This is a genomic window from Inmirania thermothiophila (assembly GCF_003751635.1).
In the GTDB taxonomy this organism is placed as follows: Bacteria; Pseudomonadota; Gammaproteobacteria; order DSM-100275; family DSM-100275; genus Inmirania; species Inmirania thermothiophila.
This window is the reverse complement of record NZ_RJVI01000002.1, coordinates 116,526-135,251: the sequence shown is the minus strand read 5'-3', so window position 1 is coordinate 135,251 and position 18,726 is coordinate 116,526. Positions and strand designations below refer to the sequence as shown.

At 73.8% G+C, this 18,726-nt stretch carries 18 protein-coding genes and 1 other RNA gene; 10 read left to right on the top strand and 9 right to left on the bottom strand.

Annotation, left to right across the window (positions count from 1 at the left end; genetic code table 11):
• Positions 1–48: 48 nt before the first annotated feature.
• The 3 genes from dnaK to hrcA form a co-directional block, all read right to left on the bottom strand.
• Positions 49–1,971, bottom strand: a complete 1,923-nt coding sequence (gene dnaK, locus EDC57_RS06295) for a molecular chaperone DnaK (RefSeq protein WP_123401055.1) — start codon at positions 1,969–1,971, stop codon at positions 49–51.
• 128 nt (positions 1,972–2,099) lie between these two features.
• Positions 2,100–2,690, bottom strand: coding sequence for a nucleotide exchange factor GrpE (grpE, locus tag EDC57_RS06290; protein WP_123401054.1), 591 nt, complete (start codon positions 2,688–2,690; stop codon positions 2,100–2,102).
• Positions 2,691–2,772: 82 nt separating this feature from the next.
• Positions 2,773–3,798: a heat-inducible transcriptional repressor HrcA gene (hrcA, locus tag EDC57_RS06285; protein WP_342768972.1), complete on the bottom strand. Its 1,026-nt coding sequence runs from the start codon at positions 3,796–3,798 to the stop codon at positions 2,773–2,775.
• A 244-nt stretch (positions 3,799–4,042) separates the two neighbouring features.
• Here hrcA and EDC57_RS06280 point away from each other — a divergent pair, with 244 nt between their 5' ends.
• Positions 4,043–4,900, top strand: a complete 858-nt coding sequence (locus EDC57_RS06280) for an NAD(+) kinase (protein WP_123401052.1) — start codon at positions 4,043–4,045, stop codon at positions 4,898–4,900.
• Between the two features lie 7 nt (positions 4,901–4,907).
• Complete coding sequence (gene recN, locus EDC57_RS06275; RefSeq protein WP_123401051.1) at positions 4,908–6,584, top strand: DNA repair protein RecN; 1,677 nt, start codon at positions 4,908–4,910, stop codon at positions 6,582–6,584.
• A gap of 16 nt (positions 6,585–6,600) precedes the next feature.
• On the opposite strand, the gene fur is transcribed toward recN, so the two are convergent.
• Positions 6,601–7,035 carry a ferric iron uptake transcriptional regulator gene (fur, locus tag EDC57_RS06270; protein WP_123401050.1) on the bottom strand — a complete coding sequence of 145 codons (435 nt, stop codon included), beginning with the start codon at positions 7,033–7,035 and terminating at the stop codon, positions 6,601–6,603.
• 86 nt (positions 7,036–7,121) lie between these two features.
• Here fur and EDC57_RS06265 point away from each other — a divergent pair, with 86 nt between their 5' ends.
• Entirely contained in the window at positions 7,122–7,445 is a 324-nt protein-coding gene (locus tag EDC57_RS06265) for an outer membrane protein assembly factor BamE (RefSeq protein WP_123401049.1), read from the top strand.
• Here the strand turns inward: EDC57_RS06265 and EDC57_RS06260 are convergent.
• Positions 7,431–7,739, bottom strand: a complete 309-nt coding sequence (locus tag EDC57_RS06260) for an RnfH family protein (protein WP_123401048.1) — start codon at positions 7,737–7,739, stop codon at positions 7,431–7,433. The genes EDC57_RS06265 and EDC57_RS06260 overlap by 15 nt on opposite strands.
• On the bottom strand, positions 7,726–8,163 hold the full coding sequence (locus tag EDC57_RS06255; protein ID WP_123401047.1) for a type II toxin-antitoxin system RatA family toxin: 438 nt from the start codon (positions 8,161–8,163) through the stop codon (positions 7,726–7,728). The genes EDC57_RS06260 and EDC57_RS06255 overlap by 14 nt, the downstream gene beginning before the upstream one ends.
• Positions 8,164–8,211: 48 nt before the next feature.
• Between EDC57_RS06255 and smpB the strand changes: the two genes are divergently transcribed.
• The 3 genes from smpB (at position 8,212) to EDC57_RS06240 (ending at position 10,761) form a co-directional block, all read left to right on the top strand.
• Complete coding sequence (gene smpB, locus EDC57_RS06250; protein WP_123401046.1) at positions 8,212–8,682, top strand: SsrA-binding protein SmpB; 471 nt, start codon at positions 8,212–8,214, stop codon at positions 8,680–8,682.
• Between the two features lie 52 nt (positions 8,683–8,734).
• Positions 8,735–9,100, top strand: a transfer-messenger RNA (tmRNA) gene (gene ssrA, locus EDC57_RS06245).
• A 110-nt stretch (positions 9,101–9,210) separates the two neighbouring features.
• Positions 9,211–10,761 carry a glutamate synthase-related protein gene (locus tag EDC57_RS06240; RefSeq protein WP_123401045.1) on the top strand — a complete coding sequence of 517 codons (1,551 nt, stop codon included), beginning with the start codon at positions 9,211–9,213 and terminating at the stop codon, positions 10,759–10,761.
• 23 nt (positions 10,762–10,784) lie between these two features.
• Here the strand turns inward: EDC57_RS06240 and EDC57_RS06235 are convergent, their stop codons facing one another.
• Complete coding sequence (locus EDC57_RS06235) at positions 10,785–11,612, bottom strand: PEP-CTERM sorting domain-containing protein (RefSeq protein ID WP_123401044.1); 828 nt, start codon at positions 11,610–11,612, stop codon at positions 10,785–10,787.
• A gap of 371 nt (positions 11,613–11,983) precedes the next feature.
• Here EDC57_RS06235 and EDC57_RS06230 point away from each other — a divergent pair, with 371 nt between their 5' ends.
• The 3 genes from EDC57_RS06230 (at position 11,984) to lon (ending at position 16,072) form a co-directional block, all read left to right on the top strand.
• Complete coding sequence (locus EDC57_RS06230; RefSeq protein ID WP_123401043.1) at positions 11,984–13,084, top strand: hypothetical protein; 1,101 nt, start codon at positions 11,984–11,986, stop codon at positions 13,082–13,084.
• 193 nt (positions 13,085–13,277) lie between these two features.
• A complete protein-coding gene (locus EDC57_RS06225) occupies positions 13,278–13,670 on the top strand; it encodes an Hsp20/alpha crystallin family protein (RefSeq protein WP_123401042.1) in 393 nt (130 codons plus the stop codon).
• A gap of 2 nt (positions 13,671–13,672) precedes the next feature.
• Entirely contained in the window at positions 13,673–16,072 is a 2,400-nt protein-coding gene (gene lon / locus EDC57_RS06220) for an endopeptidase La (RefSeq protein WP_123401041.1), read from the top strand.
• 23 nt (positions 16,073–16,095) lie between these two features.
• Here lon and EDC57_RS12770 read toward each other — a convergent pair whose 3' ends face one another.
• Positions 16,096–16,578, bottom strand: a complete 483-nt coding sequence (locus EDC57_RS12770; RefSeq protein ID WP_170165062.1) for a hypothetical protein — start codon at positions 16,576–16,578, stop codon at positions 16,096–16,098.
• Positions 16,579–16,680: 102 nt separating this feature from the next.
• Here EDC57_RS12770 and EDC57_RS06210 point away from each other — a divergent pair, with 102 nt between their 5' ends.
• A complete protein-coding gene (locus EDC57_RS06210; protein WP_123401040.1) occupies positions 16,681–17,298 on the top strand; it encodes a VOC family protein in 618 nt (205 codons plus the stop codon).
• On the opposite strand, the gene EDC57_RS06205 is transcribed toward EDC57_RS06210, so the two are convergent.
• Positions 17,264–18,691, bottom strand: a complete 1,428-nt coding sequence (locus EDC57_RS06205; protein WP_123401039.1) for an MBL fold metallo-hydrolase — start codon at positions 18,689–18,691, stop codon at positions 17,264–17,266. The two genes, EDC57_RS06210 and EDC57_RS06205, sit on opposite strands and share 35 nt — an antisense overlap.
• Between the last annotated feature and the right edge of the window lie 35 nt (positions 18,692–18,726).

Sequence of the window (18,726 nt, the reverse complement as noted above, 5' to 3'; positions counted from 1 at the left end):
GGCCGCCCGGCCCGCGCGCCCCTCCCCGCCCGCGTCGCCGCGGGCCTCTTACTTGCGGTTGTCGTCCACCTCCTCGAACTCGGCGTCCACGACGTCGTCGCCCGAGGCCGACGCGCCGGCGCCCCCCTCGGCACCGCCCTGGCCGGCCCCCGCGGCGCCGCCGTAGGCCTTCTGCGCGATGCGCCCCGAGATCTCCGCCAGCGCCCGCGTCCTCGCCTCGATCTCGGCCTTGTCGTCGCCCTTCATGGCCTCCTCGAGGGCCTTGATCGCCTCCTCGGCCTGCGCCTTGTCCGCGGCCTCCACCTTGTCGCCCAGCTCGCCGAGGGACTTGCGCGTGGCGTGGATGAGGTTGTCGGCCTGGTTGCGCGCCTCCACCAGCTCGCGTGCCCGGCGGTCCTCCTCGGCATGGAGCTCGGCGTCCTTGATCATGCGCTGGATCTCCTCCTCGGTCAGGCCGCTGGAGGGCTGGATGCGCACCGACTGCTCCTTGCCCGTGGCCTTGTCCTTGGCGGAGACGTGGAGGATGCCGTTGGCGTCGATGTCGAAGGTGACCTCGATCTGCGGCACCCCGCGCGGCGCCGGCGGGATGTCGGTGAGGTCGAAGCGCGCCAGCGACTTGTTGTCCTTCGCCAGCGGCCGCTCGCCCTGCAGCACGTGCACCGTCACCGCCGTCTGGTTGTCCTCGGCGGTGGAGAAGATCTGCGTCGCCCGCGTCGGGATGGTGGTGTTCTTCTCGATGATCTTGGTCATCACCCCGCCGAGGGTCTCGATGCCCAGCGACAGCGGCGTGACGTCGAGCAGGAGCACGTCCTTGACCTCGCCCGCGAGCACGCCGGCCTGGATCGCGGCGCCGATGGCCACCGCCTCGTCGGGGTTGACGTCCTTGCGCGGCTCCTTGCCGAAGAACTCCCTCACCGCCTCCTGCACCTTGGGCATGCGCGTCTGGCCGCCGACCAGGATGACGTCGTCGATGTCCTTGACCGTGAGGCCGGCGTCCTTGAGCGCGATCCTGCAGGGCTCGATGGTGCGCGCGATGAGATCCTCCACCAGCGACTCGAGCTTGGCCCGCGTCACCTTCATGTTGAGATGCTTGGGCCCGCTCTTGTCGGCGGTGATGTAGGGCAGGTTGATCTCCGTCTGCTGGGTCGAGGACAGCTCGCACTTGGCCTTCTCGGCCGCCTCCTTGAGCCGCTGCATCGCGAGCGGATCCCCGCGCAGGTCGATGCCGGTGTCCTTCTTGAACTCGTCGACGATGTAGTCGATGAGGCGCTTGTCGAAGTCCTCGCCGCCGAGGAAGGTGTCGCCGTTGGTGGCCAGGACCTCGAACTGGTGCTCGCCGTCCACCTCCGCGATCTCGATGATGGAGATGTCGAAGGTGCCGCCGCCAAGGTCGTAGACGGCCACCTTGCGGTCGCCGGGCTGCTTGTCGAGGCCGTAGGCGAGCGCCGCCGCGGTGGGCTCGTTGATGATGCGCTTGACCTCCAGCCCGGCGATGCGCCCGGCGTCCTTGGTGGCCTGGCGCTGGGCGTCGTTGAAGTAGGCGGGGACGGTGATGACCGCCTCCTTCACCTCCTCGCCGAGGTAGTTCTCGGCGGTCTTCTTCATCTTCATGAGGACCCGCGCCGAGATCTCGGGCGGGGCCATCTTCTTGCCCCGGACCTCGACCCAGGCGTCGCCGTTGTCGGCGCGCACGATCTTGTACGGCACCATCTTGATGTCGCGCTGGACGACGTCGTCGTCGTACTTGCGCCCGATGAGCCGCTTGATGGCGAAGAGGGTGTTCTCGGGGTTGGTGACCGCCTGGCGCTTGGCCGGCGCACCCACCAGCACCTCTCCGTCCTCGGTGAAGGCGACGATGGACGGCGTCGTGCGCGCGCCCTCCTCGTTCTCGATGACGCGCGGCTTGCCGTTCTCCATCACCGCCACGCAGGAGTTGGTGGTGCCGAGGTCGATGCCGATGATCTTGCCCATGGTTGCCTGTCTCCCCTGATCGGCCGACCCCGCGGCCGGCCCTGAATCCGTAGCCCTCGATCCGGACCCCGCCCGGCGACGAGCCCGGCGGGCGCTGCCCCCTCAGGTGGGGGCGAGGCGGCGTCGATTCAAGCGTGCTCGTCCACCTTCGGCCGCCCCTCGGCACCGCCCTTGCCGGTGGAGACCGAGACCAGCGCCGGCCGGATGAGCCGGTCGTTGAGCAGGTAGCCCTTCTGGAAGACGTTGAGGACGGTGTTGGGCTCGACGTGATCGGCCGGCTGGCTGGTCATGGCCTGGTGGCGCTCCGGGTCGAAGCGCTCGCCCTGGGGGTCGATCTCGCGGATGCCGAACTTCTCCATCACGCCGGTGAGCAGCTTGAGGGTGAGCTCCGTGCCCTCGCGCAGCTTCTCGATGTCCGCCCCCTCCTCGGCGGCGGCGCTGAGCCCGAGCTCGAGGCTGTCGCGCACCGCCAGCAGCTCCTTCGCGAACGCCTCCAGGGCGTACTTGCGCGCCGCCTCCACCTCGCGCTCCATGCGCCGGCGCAGGTTCTCGAGCTCGGCCCGCGCCCGCAGGAGCTGGTCCCAGTGCTCGGCGGCGCGGGCCTTCGTCTCCTCCAGCTCCCGCCGCAGCGCCTCCACGTCCACCGCCTCGGCCGCGGTCTCGCCGCCCTGCGCGGCCTCGCCGCCGCTGCGCTCCAGTTCCTCTCGCTCCTCGCTCATCTGCCTCACCCTTTCCAGCAATCGCCCGCGCGGGGCACGCGCGCGCCCCGCGAACCGGTTCCGCTTCAACCCGATGTGGGTCCTAGTGCCGCTGATTCAAGGCCGCGCTGAGGAGCCGCGCGGTCACGTCCACCAGCGGGATGACGCGCTGGTAGGCCATGCGCGTCGGGCCGATCACGCCCAGCACACCGACCCGGCGCCCGTCTACCGAATAGGGCGCCGTGACCACGCTGCACTGGTCGAGGACCTCGAAGCCCGACTCCTCACCGATGAAGATCTGCACCCCGCGGGCGTGCAGGCACTGGTCGAGCAGGTGCAGCAGGTCGCTCTTCTCGTTGAAGGCCTCGAACAGCCGCCGCAGCCGCTCCAGGCTCCCCAGCTCCGCAAAGCCCATCAGCTGCGTCTCGCCCCGCAGGACGTAGTCCTCGCGCCGCTCCGGCACCAGGGCCTTGTCGGCCACCTCGACGATGGCCCCCATGGCGCGGTCCACCGCCGCCCGCACCTCGCGCATCTCCGCCACCAGCCGCTCGCGCACCTCGGCAAGCTCCCGGCCGGCGTAGTTGTGGGTGAGATAGCGGGCGGCGCGCTCGAGCTCCCGCCGGTCGTAGACCCGCTGGGTGTGGATGATGCGGTTCTGCACCTCGCCCTCGGTGCTCACCATGACCACCAGGACGCGGTTGCCCGAGAGCGGCAGGAACTCCACCTCGCGCAGGACGAAGCGCTCCCGCCTCGGCAGCGTCACCACGCCCGCCATGCGCGTGATCTCGGAAAGGAGCGAGGAGGCCGCGGCCACCAGCTCCTCCGGCTCGGCCTCCTGGTCGAGCCCGGCCCGCAGCCGCTCCACCTCCTCCTCCCCCGGGGGGCGCATGGTGAGCAGGGCGTCGACGAAGAAGCGGTAGCCCTTGACCGTGGGCACCCGCCCGGCCGAGGTGTGGGGCGAGGTCACGAGCCCCAGCTCCTCGAGATCGGCCATGACGTTGCGCACCGTGGCGGGGCTGATCTCGAGGCCCGCGTCGCGGGCGAGGGTGCGCGAACCCACCGGATGGCCGTCGCGGATGTAGCGCTCCACCAGCACCTTGAGCAGGCGCTGGGCGCGCTCGCTGAGCACCGGAAGCCTGTCCCGTTCCTGCACCCCGGTCATGGTTCCACGGCGGCCTTTGGGGTCGTTCTTCCCGTCGCTTAGCACTCTACCGCCGCGAGTGCTAAGGGTCAAGGCGCGCCGTCGGGCCCGCGCAACAGCCCAAGCCCCTGCGCCCGCCCCGGGGCACCGCCGCCTGGCCCCTGCCGCGCCCGACCGCCTTGGCGCCCCGCGCAGGCGGTGCTATGGTCGCCGCGATCCGCGGGAGGCGCCCATGTCCTTCGCCACCATCGGCATCATCGGCAAGCACGGCGACCCCGCCGTGGGGGAGACCATCGCGCGCCTGGCGGCGCTGCTCGCCGGGCGTGACCTGCGCCTGCTCCTGGACGAGGCCACCGCCGAGACCTGCCCCGGCCTCGAGCTCGAGACCGCCGACCGCGAGGCCCTCGGCCGCGCCTGCGACCTCGTCCTCATCGTCGGCGGCGACGGCACGCTGCTCCACGCCGCGCGCTCGCTGGTGGAGCACGAGGTGCCGCTGCTCGGGATCAACCTTGGGCGCAGGGGCTTCCTCGTGGACGTCTCGCCGGCGGAGATGGAGGCCACCCTCGACCGCATCCTCGACGGCGCCTACGAGGAGGAGCGCCGCTTCCTGCTCGCCGCGGAAGTGGTGCGCGACGGCGAGCGCGTCGGCGCCGCGCGCGCCCTCAACGACGTCGTGGTGCACAAGCTGGACGTGGCGCGCATGATCGAGACCGAGGCCCACGTGGACGGACGTCACCTCTACACCCTGCGCTCGGACGGGCTCATCGTGGCCACGCCCACCGGGTCCACCGCCTACGCCCTCTCGGGCGGCGGCCCCATCCTCGAGCCCTCCCTCGACGCCCTGGTGCTGGTCCCCATCTGCCCCCACAGCCTGAGCAACCGCCCCTTCGTCACCGGGGCCGACGCGGTGGTGGAGATCCGCGTCCACGCCCACGCGGCCCAGCTCACCTGCGACGGGCAGATCAACCTCCAGCTCGAGGCCGGGGACCGGGTGCGGGTGCGCCGCATGGCGCCGCCGATCCGCCTCATCCATCCCCCCGGCCACGACTACTACGAGATCCTGCGCACCAAGCTGCACTGGAACCGCTGAGCGCACCATGCTTGCCGAGCTGCACCTGCGCGACTTCGTTCTCGTGGAACGCGCCACCATCCTCCTGCGCCCCGGCCTGACCGTGATCACCGGTGAGACCGGGGCCGGCAAGTCGCTCCTGGTGGACGCCCTGGAGACGGTCCTCGGCGGGCGCGCCGGCGCCGAAAGCGTGCGCCCGGGGGCGGCGCGGGCCGAGATCGGCGCGGTCTTCGATCTCGGCGCCGCGCCGGCGGTGCTCGCCGCCCTCGCCGAGCTGGACCTCGACGACGGCGAGGCCTGCGTCCTGCGCCGGGTGATCGCCGCCGAGGGGCGCAGCCGCGCCTACGTCAACGGCCGCCCCGTGACCGTCCAGCAGCTGCGCGCCGTGGGGGCGCTGCTCGCCGACATCCACGGCCAGCACGAGCACCAGTCGCTGCTCACCCGCGAGGCCCAGCGCGAGCTCCTCGACGCCTACGGCGGCCACACCGCCCTCGCCGAGGCGGTGTGCACCGCCCACACCGCCTGGCGGGAGGCGCGCGAGCGCCTCGCGCGGCTCGAGCGGGAGGCGGCCGAGCGCGCCGCCGAACGCGAGCTCACCGCCTACCAGGTGGCCGAGCTGGAGGCCCTGGGGCTGGCCGAGGGCGAGGCCGAGGCCCTGGAGCGGGAGCAGCGGCGGCTGGCCCGCGCCGAGGAGCTCCTCGCCACCTGCGGCGGCGCCGTGGAGGCCCTCTACGAGGGCGAGGGCGAGACCGTCCACGCCCGCCTGACGCGGCTCGCCGACGCCCTCCACCGCCTCGCCGAGGCCGAGCCCCGCTGCGCCGAGGCGGCCGCCCTCCTGGAGGGGGCCGCGGTGCAGATCGAGGAGGCGGTGCACGGCCTGCGCGGGGTCCTCGCCGCCACCGAGCTCGACCCGCAGCGGCTCGCCGAGGTGGACCGCCGCCTCGGCCAGGTGGTGGCGCTCGCGCGCAAGCACGGGGTCGCCCCGGCGGAGCTCCCGGTCCGCCTCGAGACCCTGCGCCGGCGGCTCGAGGCCCTGGAGGCGGACGATGACGAGCGCGAGGCCCTGTCGGGCCGCCTCGCGGCCCTCGAGGCGGCCTACCGGGAGGCCGCGAAGCGGCTGTCCGAGGCGCGCCGGCGGGCCGCCGCCACCCTCTCCGAGGCCGTCACCGAGGCCATGCAGGGGCTCGGCATGGCGGGCGGGCGCTTCGAGGTCGCGGTGGAGACCGATCCCGCGGCGGCGCCCGCGCCCCACGGCCTCGACCGCGTCGGCTTCCTCCTCGCCGCCAACCCCGGCCAGTCCCCCCGTCCCCTGGCGCGGGTGGCCTCCGGCGGCGAGCTCTCGCGCATCGCCCTCGCCCTGCGGGTCACCGCGGCCGCGGCCCACCGCCCCCCGACCCTGGTCTTCGACGAGGTGGACGTGGGCATCGGCGGTGGCGTCGCCGAGGTGGTGGGCCGCCTGCTGCGGGCGCTGGCGGGCGAGCGGCAGGTGCTGTGCGTGACCCACCTGCCGCAGGTGGCGGCGCAGGGGCACCACCACCTGGCGGTGCACAAGGCGCACGTGGCGGGCACGACGCGGGCCGAGGTGCGCCTCCTCGAGGACGCCGAGGCCCGCGTCGCGGAGCTTGCGCGCATGCTCGGCGGGATCGAGATCACCGCCCGCACGCTGGAGCACGCCCGCGAGCTCATGGCCCGCGCCGGGGCCTAGCGCGGCAGCGGCGGGCTCAGCCCCCGTCGCGGCCCTGCTCGTCGGCGCGGCAGCGGGCGCAGAGGCCGTAGATGTAGAGCACGTGATCGCGGATCTCGTAGCCCGCCTCGGCCGCCACCTGGCGCTGCAGCCGCTCGATCTCGGCGCTCGTGAACTCGTCCACGCGACCGCAGCGCACGCAGACGATGTGGTCGTGATGGCCGCCCTGGTTGAGCTCGTAGACCGCGTGCCCGCCCTCGAAGTGATGGCGCTTGATGAGCCCGGCGGCCTCGAACTGGGTCAGCACCCGGTAGACGGTGGCCAGCCCGATCTCCTCGCCCCGCGCCAGCAGCTGCTTGTAGATGTCCTCGGCGCCGAGGTGGCGGTCGGGGCTCTCCTCGAGCATCTGGAGGATCTTGACCCGGGGGACGGTGACCTTGAGGCCGGCGTTGCGGATGTCGTCGCTCTGCAAGGGTCCACCTCTTCCCGGCCGCGGTGCCACGACGACCGCAAGCCGTTATCATGCCGCGACCGGATTATGCGACGATCGCCGGGACCATGCAAAAGCTTCTCATTCCCCTGGTGACGGTGCTGGCGCTGGCGGGCTGCGGGCGCCTCGTCCATCGTCCCGACCTGCGCCAGGGCAACATCCTCGATCCGAAGGCGGTGGCGCAGCTGCGCGCCGGCATGACCGAGGAGCAGGTCCGTTTCCTGCTCGGCACGCCGCTGGTGCGCGATCCCTTCCACCCGGAACGCTGGGACTACGTGGAGCTGCTGCTGCCGGGCCGGGGCGAGCGGCAGCTTGCCCGTCTCACCCTGCGCTTTCGCGACGGACGCCTCGTGGAGGCCCTGCGCGACGGCGCGCCCCTAGCCCTGCCCTGAGTCCTCGTCCTGCGCTGCGGCGCGGCGCTTGCGCACCTCCTTGGGATCGGCGATGAGGGGGCGGTAGACCTCGACGCGGTCGCCCGGGGCGAGCTCGTGCCCGGGCTTGACCACCTTGCCGTAGACCCCCAGCTTGTTGCGCGCGAGATCGATCTCGGGGAACCGCTCCAGCAGCCCCGAGCGGCGCACCGCCTCCTCGGCGGTGGTGCCCGGCTCCACCTCGAGCTCCAGCACGAGCTGCTCGTCCGCCCGCGCGTAGACCACCTCCACCGTGAACCGCTCAGCCTCTTCCATAGACCTCCTCCGCCCTTCTGCAGAACGCCTCCACCAGGGTCTGGGCGATCTGGTGGAAGACCGGCCCCAGGGCCAGGCTCACCACCCGGCCCGCGAACTCGAACTCGAGGTCGAGGCAGACCCGGCAGCCCCCGCCCGCCGCCTCGTCGAAGCGCCAGAACCCCTCCAGGCGCCGGAACGGCCCCTCCACCAGCCGGATCTCGATCATCTTGCCCGGCTGGACCCGGTTGACGGTGGTGAAGGCCTTGCGCAGGCTGCCGCGGGCGATGACCACCGTGGCCCAGACCGCATCGCCCTCGTCCCGCAGCACGCGGGCCCCCCCGCACCACGGCAGGAAGCGCGGATAGGCCTCGACGTCGTTGACCAGCTCGAACATCTGGCGCGGCGTGTAGGGCACCCGCGCCTCGCGGTGGATGACCGGCACCCCTCCTCCCCTCGACCGCCCGCGGAGGCGGCCCCGTATAATAGCCTGATGGGAAAAGCCAAGGACAACGGCGGCAGCGTCATCGCCGTCAACAAGAAGGCCCGCCACGACTACTTCATCGAGGAGCGGCTCGAGGCCGGCATCGCCCTCGAGGGCTGGGAGGTCAAGGCCCTGCGCGCGGGGCGCATCCAGCTCAAGGAGAGCTACGTCCTCGTGCGCGGCGGCGAGGCCTTCCTCTTCGGCGCCCACATCTCGCCCCTGCCCTCCGCCTCCACCCACGTCGAGCCCGACCCGCGCCGCACCCGCAAGCTGCTCCTGCACCGCGCCGAGCTCAACCGCCTCATCGGCGCGGTGGAGCGGCGCGGCTACACCCTCGTGCCCCTCTCCATGTACTGGAAGCGCGGACGGGCCAAGGTGGAGATCGCGCTCGCCAAGGGCAAGAAGCTGCACGACAAGCGGGCGACCCTGCGCGAGCGCGACTGGCAGCGGGAGCGCCAGCGCCTGCTCAAGGCCCGCTGAGCCCCGTGGACGGGAACCGGCCGAGGGTCTAGACTGTCCCACGTTCAGCCAAGGGGGCGACCTGGGTTCGACGCAGGCTGCGAAACCCGAGGTGCATGCCGAGGTGCAGCTGCCTCGTAAAACTGGCTGCAAACCAATAGTCGCCAACGACGACACCTACGCTCTGGCCGCCTAATCCGGCCAGCCCCTGACCGGTCGGTGCCCGTGCCGCCGGACGGCCTTCGGGCCACCTCAGGGGTCGACGCACACGGGATCGCGGTGCCGCGGGCCCGACGCGGCATCGTCAGAATCACAGGGCTCGCCGCCACCATGCCCTGCCCGTCGGACGGGTGGCGGTCAAAGCAAAGACGAGGCTAAGCATGTAGGACCGAGGGCGTAGGGTCTGCGGACGCGGGTTCGATTCCCGCCGCCTCCACCATCCCCGCGCGACGGGGCCGCCGAGAAGGCGGCCCCGTCTCCCCATCCGACGCGGGACGGGCAACGCGCGGTGCGGTCGGCATCCGGCCGCACCGCCGCTATACTGCCGGCATGCCGCGATGGATCGCCGTCTGCGCCCTCGACGACCTCGAGGAAGACCGGGGCCGGGAGGTGTGGGTCAACCGCCGCCCTCTGGCGCTGTTCCTGCACCGGGGCCGGGTGCACGCCCTCGAGGACCGCTGCCCCCATCGCGAGGGGCAGCTCTCGCGCGGCTGGGTCGCGGACGGTGACGCCGTCTGCCCGCTGCACTGCTGGAACTTCGACCTCGAGACCGGGATCTCGCCCTACGACCTCCACGACCGCGTCGCCGTCTATCCGGTGGCGGTGCGCGACGGGGTGGTGCACGTGGACGCCGACGCCGTCCCGCCCCTGCCCGAGGCCGTCTTCGCCGGCTACCAGGGGCGCTTCCGGCGCTGGCGGCAGGACGCCCGCGGCCACTACGAGGTGCGCCGCCTGGCCAAGGGCATGGGCCCAGCGGTGGAGGCCATGGGCTCGCCGCGCGCCGGCGGACCCGCCCCCGCGGCGGGTCTCGACCGCTTCCACCTGCGCGCGGCGCAGCTTGCCCGCGCGCCGCTGCTCGAGGACGAGCCGGTCTCCACGGAGGTGGTGATCGGGCGCGGCGCCGCCCGGCCCCTCCGCCTCGCCCTCCCCGTCTACGTCTCGCACATGTCCTTCGGCGCGCTGTCGCGGGAGGCCAAGATCGCGCTGGCCAGGGGCGCGGCGGCGGCGGGCACCGCCATCGGCTCCGGCGAGGGCGGGATGCTGCCGGAGGAGCGCGAGGCCGCCGCCCTCTACATCCTCGAGATGGCGAGCGGCTACTTCGGCTGGAACGAGGCCAGCCTGGCCCGCGCCGATGCGGTGGAGATCAAGCTCGGCCAGTCCGCCAAGCCCGGTCTCGGCGGCGAGCTGCCGGCGGCCAAGGTCACCGAGGAGATCTCCGCGGTGCGCGGGATCGCGCCGGGCACGCCCGCCCACTCGCCGGCGCGCTTCCCCGACATCGACGGGCCCGAGGCGCTGCGCGCGCGCATCGCCTGGATCCGCGAACGCACCGCCGGCCGCATCCCCGTGGGCATCAAGCTCGCCGCCAACGACCCCGAGGACGTGCGCGCCGCGCTGGCGCTGGAGCCCGACTTCATCACCGTGGACGGCTACGGCGGCGGCACCGGGGCGGCGCCGGTGGATGTCCGCGACCACTTCGGCATGCCGCTGGTGCAGATCCTGCCCGTTGCGCGCGAGCTGGTGGACGCCCACAACGCGGCCTCGGCCCGCCCGGTGAGCCTCGTCGCCACCGGGGGCCTGTGCACGCCCGTGGACGTGATCAAGGCGCTGGCGCTCGGGGCCGACGCCTGCGCCCTCGCCACCGCCGCGCTCTTCGCCATTGGCTGCGAGTACTACCGCGCCTGCAACAGCGGCGAGTGCCCGGTGGGGATCGCGACGCAGAAGCCCGAGCTGCGCGCCCGCCTCGACATCGCGACCGCCTCGGAGCGCCTAGCCGCCTTCCTCGACGGCAGCCGCCGGCGCATCGAGACCTACCTGCGCGTCATGGGCCGACGCTCGGTGGCCGAGCTCGGCCCGGAGGATCTCATCCGCATCGAGGCCTGAGGCGGGCCGCCTCCGGCCACCGCCTACGAAGCGGCCGGCCGCCGGCGCCAGCCCATGAGACCCAGCCCCGCGCCCAGCAGCGCCAGCGTCGCGGGCTCGGGCACCGGCGTGAAGCCGTCGCCCCCGACGCTGGCCACGCCGGCGAGCGTGGTGGCGTTGCCCGCGGCGTCGGTGTCCACGACGCTGAGGCCGCCCACGAGGCCGAAGGAGTTGTGGGTCGGATCGTTGAGGTCTCCGTCCACGAGCCCCAGACCGCTGCCGAAGGGCGTCACCGTGAAGGGGGGGCTTGCGCCGATGGAGGTGACCGTCACCGGCAGGAAGCCGAAGAGGTCCGGCGGGGTCGGACCGGCGAGCAGATTCGCCCCGCAGGGGAAGCACTCGGAGGCGGCGAACAGACCCCTGCCCGCGTTGATGAAGGCCTCGAGGTCGGCCTTGCGGGCCACCAGCGCATCGAGCTCGTCCCGCGTCAGCATGCCGCCGAAGGCGGAGGCGATCCCCACCGCCTCGTAGGCGGAGAGGTCCGCCGTCGCGAAGCCGGCGGCGTCGACCCAATCGTAGTGGGTGCCGGGCACGAGCCCGATGGCGTTGAGCCCGTCCGCGCCGCGACGGTGGCCGCCGGGGATGGGATCGAAGGACTCGACCCAGAGAAACCGGGTCGTGCTGTCGAAGGCCATGCCCCCGGTGGCGAACTCGAGCCCCACGCGGAGGAGGTTCCGCGCCCCCGCACTGTCCTGCGCATGGTAGTCCGGATCGTGACCGGTCAGGAAGATCGGCCCCGCACCCGCCGGCACGGCGGCAAGCAGGAGCCCTCCGCCCAGCGCACCCAGCCACCACGGATTCTTGCCTTGCATCGCCCTGCTCCCTTCGCGGCCGCCGGCACCCGGCGGCGGTGCGGAAAGCGATGCAGGAACCGTGCCGAGGCCCCTTCGGCCCCTGCCGACCCGAGAGATTGCGCTTGTGGCACAGACCCTTGCCGAGCCTGCTCGACGGCGGTGCAGCGGCCGCCGACGCCTTCGCGGGCCCGCATGTAAAGAATCCTGACATGCCCGGCGCGGACGGGGCCGGGGCACGCCCGGCGGCCGGGCACGCGGATCCCGAGGGACGTGGGAGAACGGACAGCGACCTGGCAGCGGGCACCGGATTGGCCTATCGTGTCCTCAACGCCGCCGGGACCTGCGATGCGCATCCGCCCCCGCGGCACGGCCCGGAGGAAGGGGCCGGCATGGCTGACTGCACCGCCGTCGCGCGAATCATCGTCGTTGGGACGAGCGCCGCCCTCGCGGCGTGCGGGAACGGCTCGGACGGCGGCCCGCTCCCGCCCACATCCTGCTGCACCGAGTCCGGGCTCAACCCGGTGATCGGCTTCGGCACACTGTTCCCGCGGGCATTCTGGAACGATCCCTCGGTACGCCGTGAGGACGGGCAGTACCGTATGTGGCTGACCGCCGGCGACCCCTTGTCGAGCCCGATCCGCGTCGCGGTCTACGAAGCCACGTCCCCGGACGGGCTGGCGTGGACCATCGACCCGGTGGAGCAATTCTCCCCCACGGGGAAGCCGGGCGACTTCGACGAACTGCGCACCGAGACCCCCGAGGTGGTCCTGCACGCCGGCACCTACCACCTCTACTACTCGGGGTGCACGCAGGACGACACGAACGGCTGCGAGAACGGCGTCTACGCCATCGGCCACGCGACATCGACGGACGGGGAGCATTGGGTGCGCGATCCCGCCAATCCCGTGGTCACCGCGCAGACCGACCCCGGGAAGTGGGGCTTCTTCACCGCAGCCGAACCCGGCGTCATCTACCATCCGGGGCGAGGCGAGTTTCTGCTCTACCACGTGGGCATACGCATCGACGCCGACGGCAAACCGGAGGCGGCCATCCTGCTCGCCCGTTCCCCGGACGGCAGCAGCTTCACGCACGTCACGGACGCCGCGGGCGACAGGCGGGCGGTGGTGAGGCTCGGCAGCGGCTACCCCGCCACATTCGGCGGCGTGACCCAGCCCGACCCCGTGCTCGACGGCGCGGGTCGCGTCCACCTCTTCTACACCGTGGTGAGCGATTTCGACTCCTTCAGCACGCACTCGCTGGTCCACGCCGTGAGCGACGACGGCGTCGATTTCACGGAGGTCGAACGCGACATCCTTCCCGCCGGCCGCGGCGACTGGAAGGAGGCCAGCGGAGGACGCGCGGCGTCGGTGCTGCTCGAGAACGGGCGATTCCTCCTCTGGTTCCAGGGCAACCGCGCTCTCTCGACCATCGGGCAACCGGACTTCCGGGCCGGCATCGGCTTCGCCACGAGCCCCGTGGACTGTCCCTGAGCGCCCGCCACCGCGTGCGCCCGTGTGTGCGCGGCGGCGCGGGACCGGCCGCGCGTCATTCCCCGGAACGGGCCCCGCCCCTCCTGCGCGCTCCCGAGGCGCGCCCGGCCGCGCCCTGGAAACCCGCTCCGCGCGCCCCCATCTCCCGCAGTGCCGGGCCGCGCCCGGCGCCGTGCGGAGACGGAGTCGAGCGATGACCGGACGAGACCTGGAATCGTGGATGTGGCAGGAGGCGCTGGCGATGCTGGCGCGCGCCGAGCGGCTGCACCGGCGCTTCTTCGAGCCTGCCGCGGACGCGGCGTGGGAGCCGCCGGTGGACGTCTACGAGACGCCCGAGGCGGTCTGGATCGTGGCCGCGCTCCCCGGGGTGCCGGCGGAGCGGGTGCGGCTTCGCCACGAGCCCGGCGTCGCCGTCATCGAGGGCGAACGGCGCCTGCCCGCCGACGCCCGCAGCGGCTTCATCCGCCGCCTGGAGATCCCGCACGGGCGCTTCCGCCGCCGCATCGAGCTGCCCGCGGGGCTCGCCCTCGACGGGCATCAGCTCGTCGACGGCTGCCTCTACATCCGCTTCCGCAAGGGGGCCTGAACATGAGCGAGCAGGAACGCAGGGACGAGGCCACGAACCAGGCACCCGCTCTCCCGGAGGGCGTGCTGCCGCTGGTGCCGCTGCGCGGCACCGTGCTCTTCCCGGGCATGGTGGCGCCCATCACGGTGGGACGTCCGGCCTCGGTGGCGGCGGCCCAGGCCGCGGTCCACTGGGAACGTCCGCTCCTGCTGGTGGCCCAGCGCGACCCGGCGGTGGAGTCGCCCGCCGCCGACGACCTCCACCCGGTGGGGGTGCAGGCGCGGGTGCTGCGCTACGTCACCACCCCGGACGGCAACCACCATGTGATCGTGCAGGCCGAGGCCCGCTTCCGCATCGCCGAGCTGGTGCCGGGCCACCCGTTCCTGGCCGCGCGGGGGGTCGCCATCGCCGAGCCCGAGACCGCCGACGCCGAGACCGAGGCCCTCGCCGCCACCCTGCGCGAGCGGGTGCTGGAGGCGCTGCAGCTGCTGCCGGAGGCGCCGGCGGAGCTGGTCGCGACCGTGCGCGCCATCGACCGGCCGGGGACCCTCGCCGACCTCGCCGCCGGCTACCTCGACCTGCCCCCCGCGGAGAAGCAGGAGATCCTGGAGCTGGTGGAGCTCAAGCCGCGGCTGCGCCGGGTCCTCGAACACGTGAGCCACCGCATCGAGGTCCTGCGCCTGACCCGCCGGATCCAGGAGCAGACCAAGGAGAAGCTCGACGAGCGCCAGCGCGAGTACTTCCTGCGCGAGCAGCTCAGGACCATCCGCCGCGAGCTGGGCGAGGAGGAGGACGAGGACGGCGAGCTGGAGAGCCTCGCCGAGGCGGTCGAGCGGGCGGGCATGCCCGCGGAGGTCCTCGAGCAGGCCCGGCGGGAGCTCAGGCGGCTGCGCCGCACGCCGGAGGCCTCGGCCGAGCACGCCATGCTGCGCACCTGGCTCGAGTGGCTGACCGAGCTTCCCTGGTCCCGGCAGAGCGAGGAGACCATCGACCTCGCGCGCGCCCGCGCCGTGCTCGACGAGGACCACCACGACCTCGACAAGGTCAAGCGGCGCATCCTCGAGTACCTGGCGGTGCGCAAGCTCAACCCCGAGGGCAAGGCGCCGATCCTCTGCTTCGTCGGCCCGCCCGGCGTGGGCAAGACCTCCCTCGGACGCAGCATCGCCCGCGCCCTCGGCCGGGCCTTCGAGCGCATGAGCCTCGGGGGCGTGCACGACGAGGCCGAGATCCGCGGCCACCGCCGCACCTACGTCGGCGCCATGCCGGGCATGGTGATCCAGGCCATCCGCAAGGCCGGCACCCGCAACCCGGTGCTGATGCTGGACGAGGTGGACAAGCTGGGCATCGGCTTCCACGGCGATCCCGCGGCGGCGCTGCTGGAGGTGCTGGACCCGGAGCAGAACGCCACCTTCCAGGACCACTACCTCGGCGTGCCGTTCGATCTGAGCCGCGTCCTCTTCATCTGCACGGCCAACGTCCTCGACCAGATCCCGCCGCCGCTGCGCGACCGCATGGAGGTGATCGAGCTGCCGGGCTACACGGAGGAGGACAAGCTGGAGATCGCCCGCCGCTACCTCATCCCCCGCCAGCTCGAGGCCGCCGGCCTCGACGCCGGGCGCTGCCGCATCGACGACGCCGCGCTGCGCGACCTCATCCGCGGCTACACCCGGGAGGCCGGCTGCCGCGGCCTCGAGCGCCAGATCGGTGCGCTGTGCCGCCACGCCGCCATGCGCATCGCCGAGGGGGACGCCGAGCGGGTGGAGATCGGCCCCGCAGATCTCGCCCCCATCCTCGGACCGCCCCGGTTCGAGAACGAGGCGGCGCTGCGCACCAGCGTCCCGGGGGTGGCCACGGGGCTGGCCTGGACCCCGACCGGGGGCGAGCTCCTCTTCATCGAGGCCACCCGGGTCCCGGGCAAGGGCGGCCTGATCCTGACCGGCCAGCTCGGCGACGTGATGAAGGAGAGCGCGCAGGCGGCCCTGAGCCTGGTGAAGTCGCGGGCGCAGGCCCTCGGCATCGACCCGGCGGTGTTCGACTCCGCCGACCTGCACGTGCACGTCCCGGCCGGCGCCATCCCCAAGGACGGCCCCAGCGCCGGGGTGGCGATCTTCCTCGCCCTGGTCTCGCTGCTCACGGGCCGGCGCGTGCGCCCCGACACCGCGGTCACCGGGGAGATCACGCTGCGCGGCCTGGTGCTGCCCGTGGGTGGGATCAAGGAGAAGGTGCTGGCGGCCCACACCGCCGGGATCGCGCGCGTGGTCCTGCCGGCGCGCAACCGCCGCGACTACGAGGAGATCCCGGAGCACGCCCGCGCGGGGCTGGAGCTCGTCTGGGTCGAGAACGTCGACCAGGCGCTGGAGGCGGCCCTCGCCGAGGAGACCCCCGACGGTCCGGCCCGCGCCGCCGCGGTGGGCGAGAACTGAGGGCCCGCCCCCCGCGGCGGGGCTCAGAACCAGACGCCGAAGCTGAGGAAGCGCACGTCCCCGTCGCCGACGTCGGTGTACTCGAGCTCCAGGCGGAAGAGCCCCGCGCTGACCCCGAGGCCGACCCCGGCCGCCGAATCGTCGACGTCCGCCCGCCCGGTCCGCTCCGCGTGGGCGGCGCCGAGACGGGCGACGAGGTAGACCGGCCCGGCGCTGCGGAAGGCGAGGTACGCGGCCTCGCTGTCCACGTCGAGGTCGGCGCCCCCGACCCGGCCGCTGTCGGTGGTGCGCGAGACCTCCAGCTCCAGCGCGAGGTCCCCGACCCCGATCCCCCACTCGCGCCCCAGCACGAGGGCGAGATTGGTGGGGTCGTCGGCCCCGGCGATGCGGCTGTCGACCCGGGAGGCCTTGACCCCGAGGCGCCACTCCCCCGCCTGCGCCGTCGCCGCCCCGCCCGTCGCCAGAGCGAGCGCGACCATCCCGACCCCGATCCTGCGCCTGCTCATCTCCTGTCCTCCCCGTCCTGCCTCGCGCGGCGGCCCCGCGCTGCGGCGGCGCCACCGCCGTCGCATCCTGCCATGGTCCCCGCCTCGGGTACACTCCCTCCCATGCGCGCCGCCATCGACCACCTCGTCGTCCTCGCCCCCGACCTCGACGCCGGCGGCGCCTGGGTGGCGGCGAGGCTCGGCGCCGCCCCGCGGCCCGGCGGCGCCCATCCCGACATGGGCACCCACAACCGCCTCCTGCGCCTCGGCGAGGGGTGCTACCTGGAGGTCATCGCGGTGGACCCGCAGGCCCCGGCACCGCCGCACCCGCGCTGGTTCGGCCTCGACCGCCCCCCGCCTGCGCCCCGCCTCGGCGCCTGGGTGGCCCGCTGCGCCGACCTCGCAGCAGCCCTCGGCGCACACCCCGAGCCGCCGGGGCCGCCGCGCCCCATGCGCCGCGGCGACCTGCGCTGGGAGATCGCCTTCCCGCCGGACGGCACCCTCCCCGCGGGCGGGGTCCTGCCCTCGCTGATCCGCTGGCCGGAGGGCGTCCACCCCGCCGCGCGCCTGCCCGACGACGGCCTGCGCCTGCACCGGCTGCGCCTGCGCCACCCCGATCCCGGCCGCATCCGCCGCGTGCTGGAGGCGCTGGGCCTGACCGCCGCACCGCTGGAGGTGGCGGCCGGCCCGCCCGGCCTCGAGGCGCTCATCGACACCCCGGCCGGCCGCCGTCTGCTCTGAGGCCCGCCGCCGGATCGGCGAGCGCGAGGGGCACGGGCTCACCCTCCCGCGGGCAGACCACCCCGCCGCCGAGGCGCGCGGCCAGCGCCTCCATCGCCCGCGTCTCGCCGTGGACCAGCACCGTGCGCCGCGCCCGCGCACCGGCGTGCCAGGCCGCCAGCTCCGCGCGATCGGCATGGGCGGAGAAGCCGTTGATGGTGTGGATGCTTGCGCGCACCGGGATGTCCTCGCCCAGGATCCGGACCCGGCGGGCCCCGTCCACCAGGCGCCGGGCCAGCGTGCCCTCGGCGGCGAAGCCCACCAGCACCACCGCGCACTCGCGCCGCCACAGGTTGTGCCGCAGGTGGTGCAGCACGCGCCCGCCGGTGCACATCCCGGAGCCGGCGATGATCACCGCCCCGCCCCGGATCTGGTTGATGGCCATGGAGTCGGCGGTCTCGCGCGTGGCGCGAAGCCCCGGCAGCCGGAACGGGTCCCGCCCGGCCTCCAGCAGCGCCCGCGCCTCGCGGTCGTAGCACTCGGGGTGACGGCGGAAGACCTCGGTGGCGGCGATGGCCATGGGCGAGTCGAGGAAGACCGGCATCGCCGCCGGCAGCCGCCCGTCCTCCACCGCCTCGCGCAGGAAGTAGAGCAGCTCCTGGGCGCGCTCCAGGGCGAAGCTCGGCACCACCACGTTGCCGCCGCCGCGCAGGGTGCGATCCACCACCTCCACGAGCTCGGCCACCGAGTCCGCCAGCGGCCGGTGGCGGCGGTCGCCGTAGGTGGACTCCATCACCACCGCGTCCACCGCCGGGGCCGGCTCCGGGTCGCGAAGCACCGGATGGCCGGGGCTTCCCAGGTCCCCGGAGAAGGCCACCCGGCGGCCGCCGTGCTCCAGCACCAGGAAGGCCGAGCCCAGGATGTGGCCGGCGTCGTGGAAGGTGGCGCGCAACCCCGGCAGCACCTCCAGCGGCTCGCCGTAGCGGGCGATGCGCCCGAAGCGGTCCATCGCCTCCAGGACGTCCAGGAGCCCGTAGAGGGGGCCGGGCGGTGGCCGCCGCCCCCGGCGCGCCGCCTTGCGCGCGCGCCAGGCGGCCTCGGCCTCCTGCAGGTGGGCCGCGTCCAGCAGCACCAGCCGCGCCAGATCGCGGGTCGCCGCGGTGGCGATGACCTCGCCGCGGAAGCCCTCGCGCACCAGCAGCGGCAGGCGGCCGCAGTGATCCAGGTGGGCGTGGGTGAGGAGGAGCGCGTCCACCGTCGCCGGATCGAACCCGAACGGGCGGCGGTTGGCCTCCTCGATCCCGTCCCCGCCCTGGAAGAGGCCGCAGTCGACGAGGACGCGCCGCCCGCCCGCCTCCAGCAGATGGCACGAGCCGGTCACGCCCCGCGCCGCGCCGTGGCAGACGAGCCTCATGCCCCTCGCCCCGCCGCGGCCACGCCGCACGCCCT

Coding starts and splice junctions, on each gene's coding strand:
- grpE (WP_123401054.1), bottom strand. CDS start 2,690: ATGAGCGAGGAGCGAGAGGAACTGGAGCGCAGCGGCGGCGAGGCCGCG.
- lon (WP_123401041.1), top strand. CDS start 13,673: ATGAGCGAGCAGGAACGCAGGGACGAGGCCACGAACCAGGCACCCGCT.
- EDC57_RS06265 (WP_123401049.1), top strand. CDS start 7,122: ATGCAAAAGCTTCTCATTCCCCTGGTGACGGTGCTGGCGCTGGCGGGC.
- EDC57_RS06225 (WP_123401042.1), top strand. CDS start 13,278: ATGACCGGACGAGACCTGGAATCGTGGATGTGGCAGGAGGCGCTGGCG.
- EDC57_RS12770 (WP_170165062.1), bottom strand. CDS start 16,578: ATGAGCAGGCGCAGGATCGGGGTCGGGATGGTCGCGCTCGCTCTGGCG.
- recN (WP_123401051.1), top strand. CDS start 4,908: ATGCTTGCCGAGCTGCACCTGCGCGACTTCGTTCTCGTGGAACGCGCC.
- EDC57_RS06260 (WP_123401048.1), bottom strand. CDS start 7,739: ATGGAAGAGGCTGAGCGGTTCACGGTGGAGGTGGTCTACGCGCGGGCG.
- smpB (WP_123401046.1), top strand. CDS start 8,212: ATGGGAAAAGCCAAGGACAACGGCGGCAGCGTCATCGCCGTCAACAAG.
- EDC57_RS06235 (WP_123401044.1), bottom strand. CDS start 11,612: ATGCAAGGCAAGAATCCGTGGTGGCTGGGTGCGCTGGGCGGAGGGCTC.
- EDC57_RS06210 (WP_123401040.1), top strand. CDS start 16,681: ATGCGCGCCGCCATCGACCACCTCGTCGTCCTCGCCCCCGACCTCGAC.
- EDC57_RS06240 (WP_123401045.1), top strand. CDS start 9,211: ATGCCGCGATGGATCGCCGTCTGCGCCCTCGACGACCTCGAGGAAGAC.
- EDC57_RS06205 (WP_123401039.1), bottom strand. CDS start 18,691: ATGAGGCTCGTCTGCCACGGCGCGGCGCGGGGCGTGACCGGCTCGTGC.
- dnaK (WP_123401055.1), bottom strand. CDS start 1,971: ATGGGCAAGATCATCGGCATCGACCTCGGCACCACCAACTCCTGCGTG.
- EDC57_RS06230 (WP_123401043.1), top strand. CDS start 11,984: ATGGCTGACTGCACCGCCGTCGCGCGAATCATCGTCGTTGGGACGAGC.
- EDC57_RS06280 (WP_123401052.1), top strand. CDS start 4,043: ATGTCCTTCGCCACCATCGGCATCATCGGCAAGCACGGCGACCCCGCC.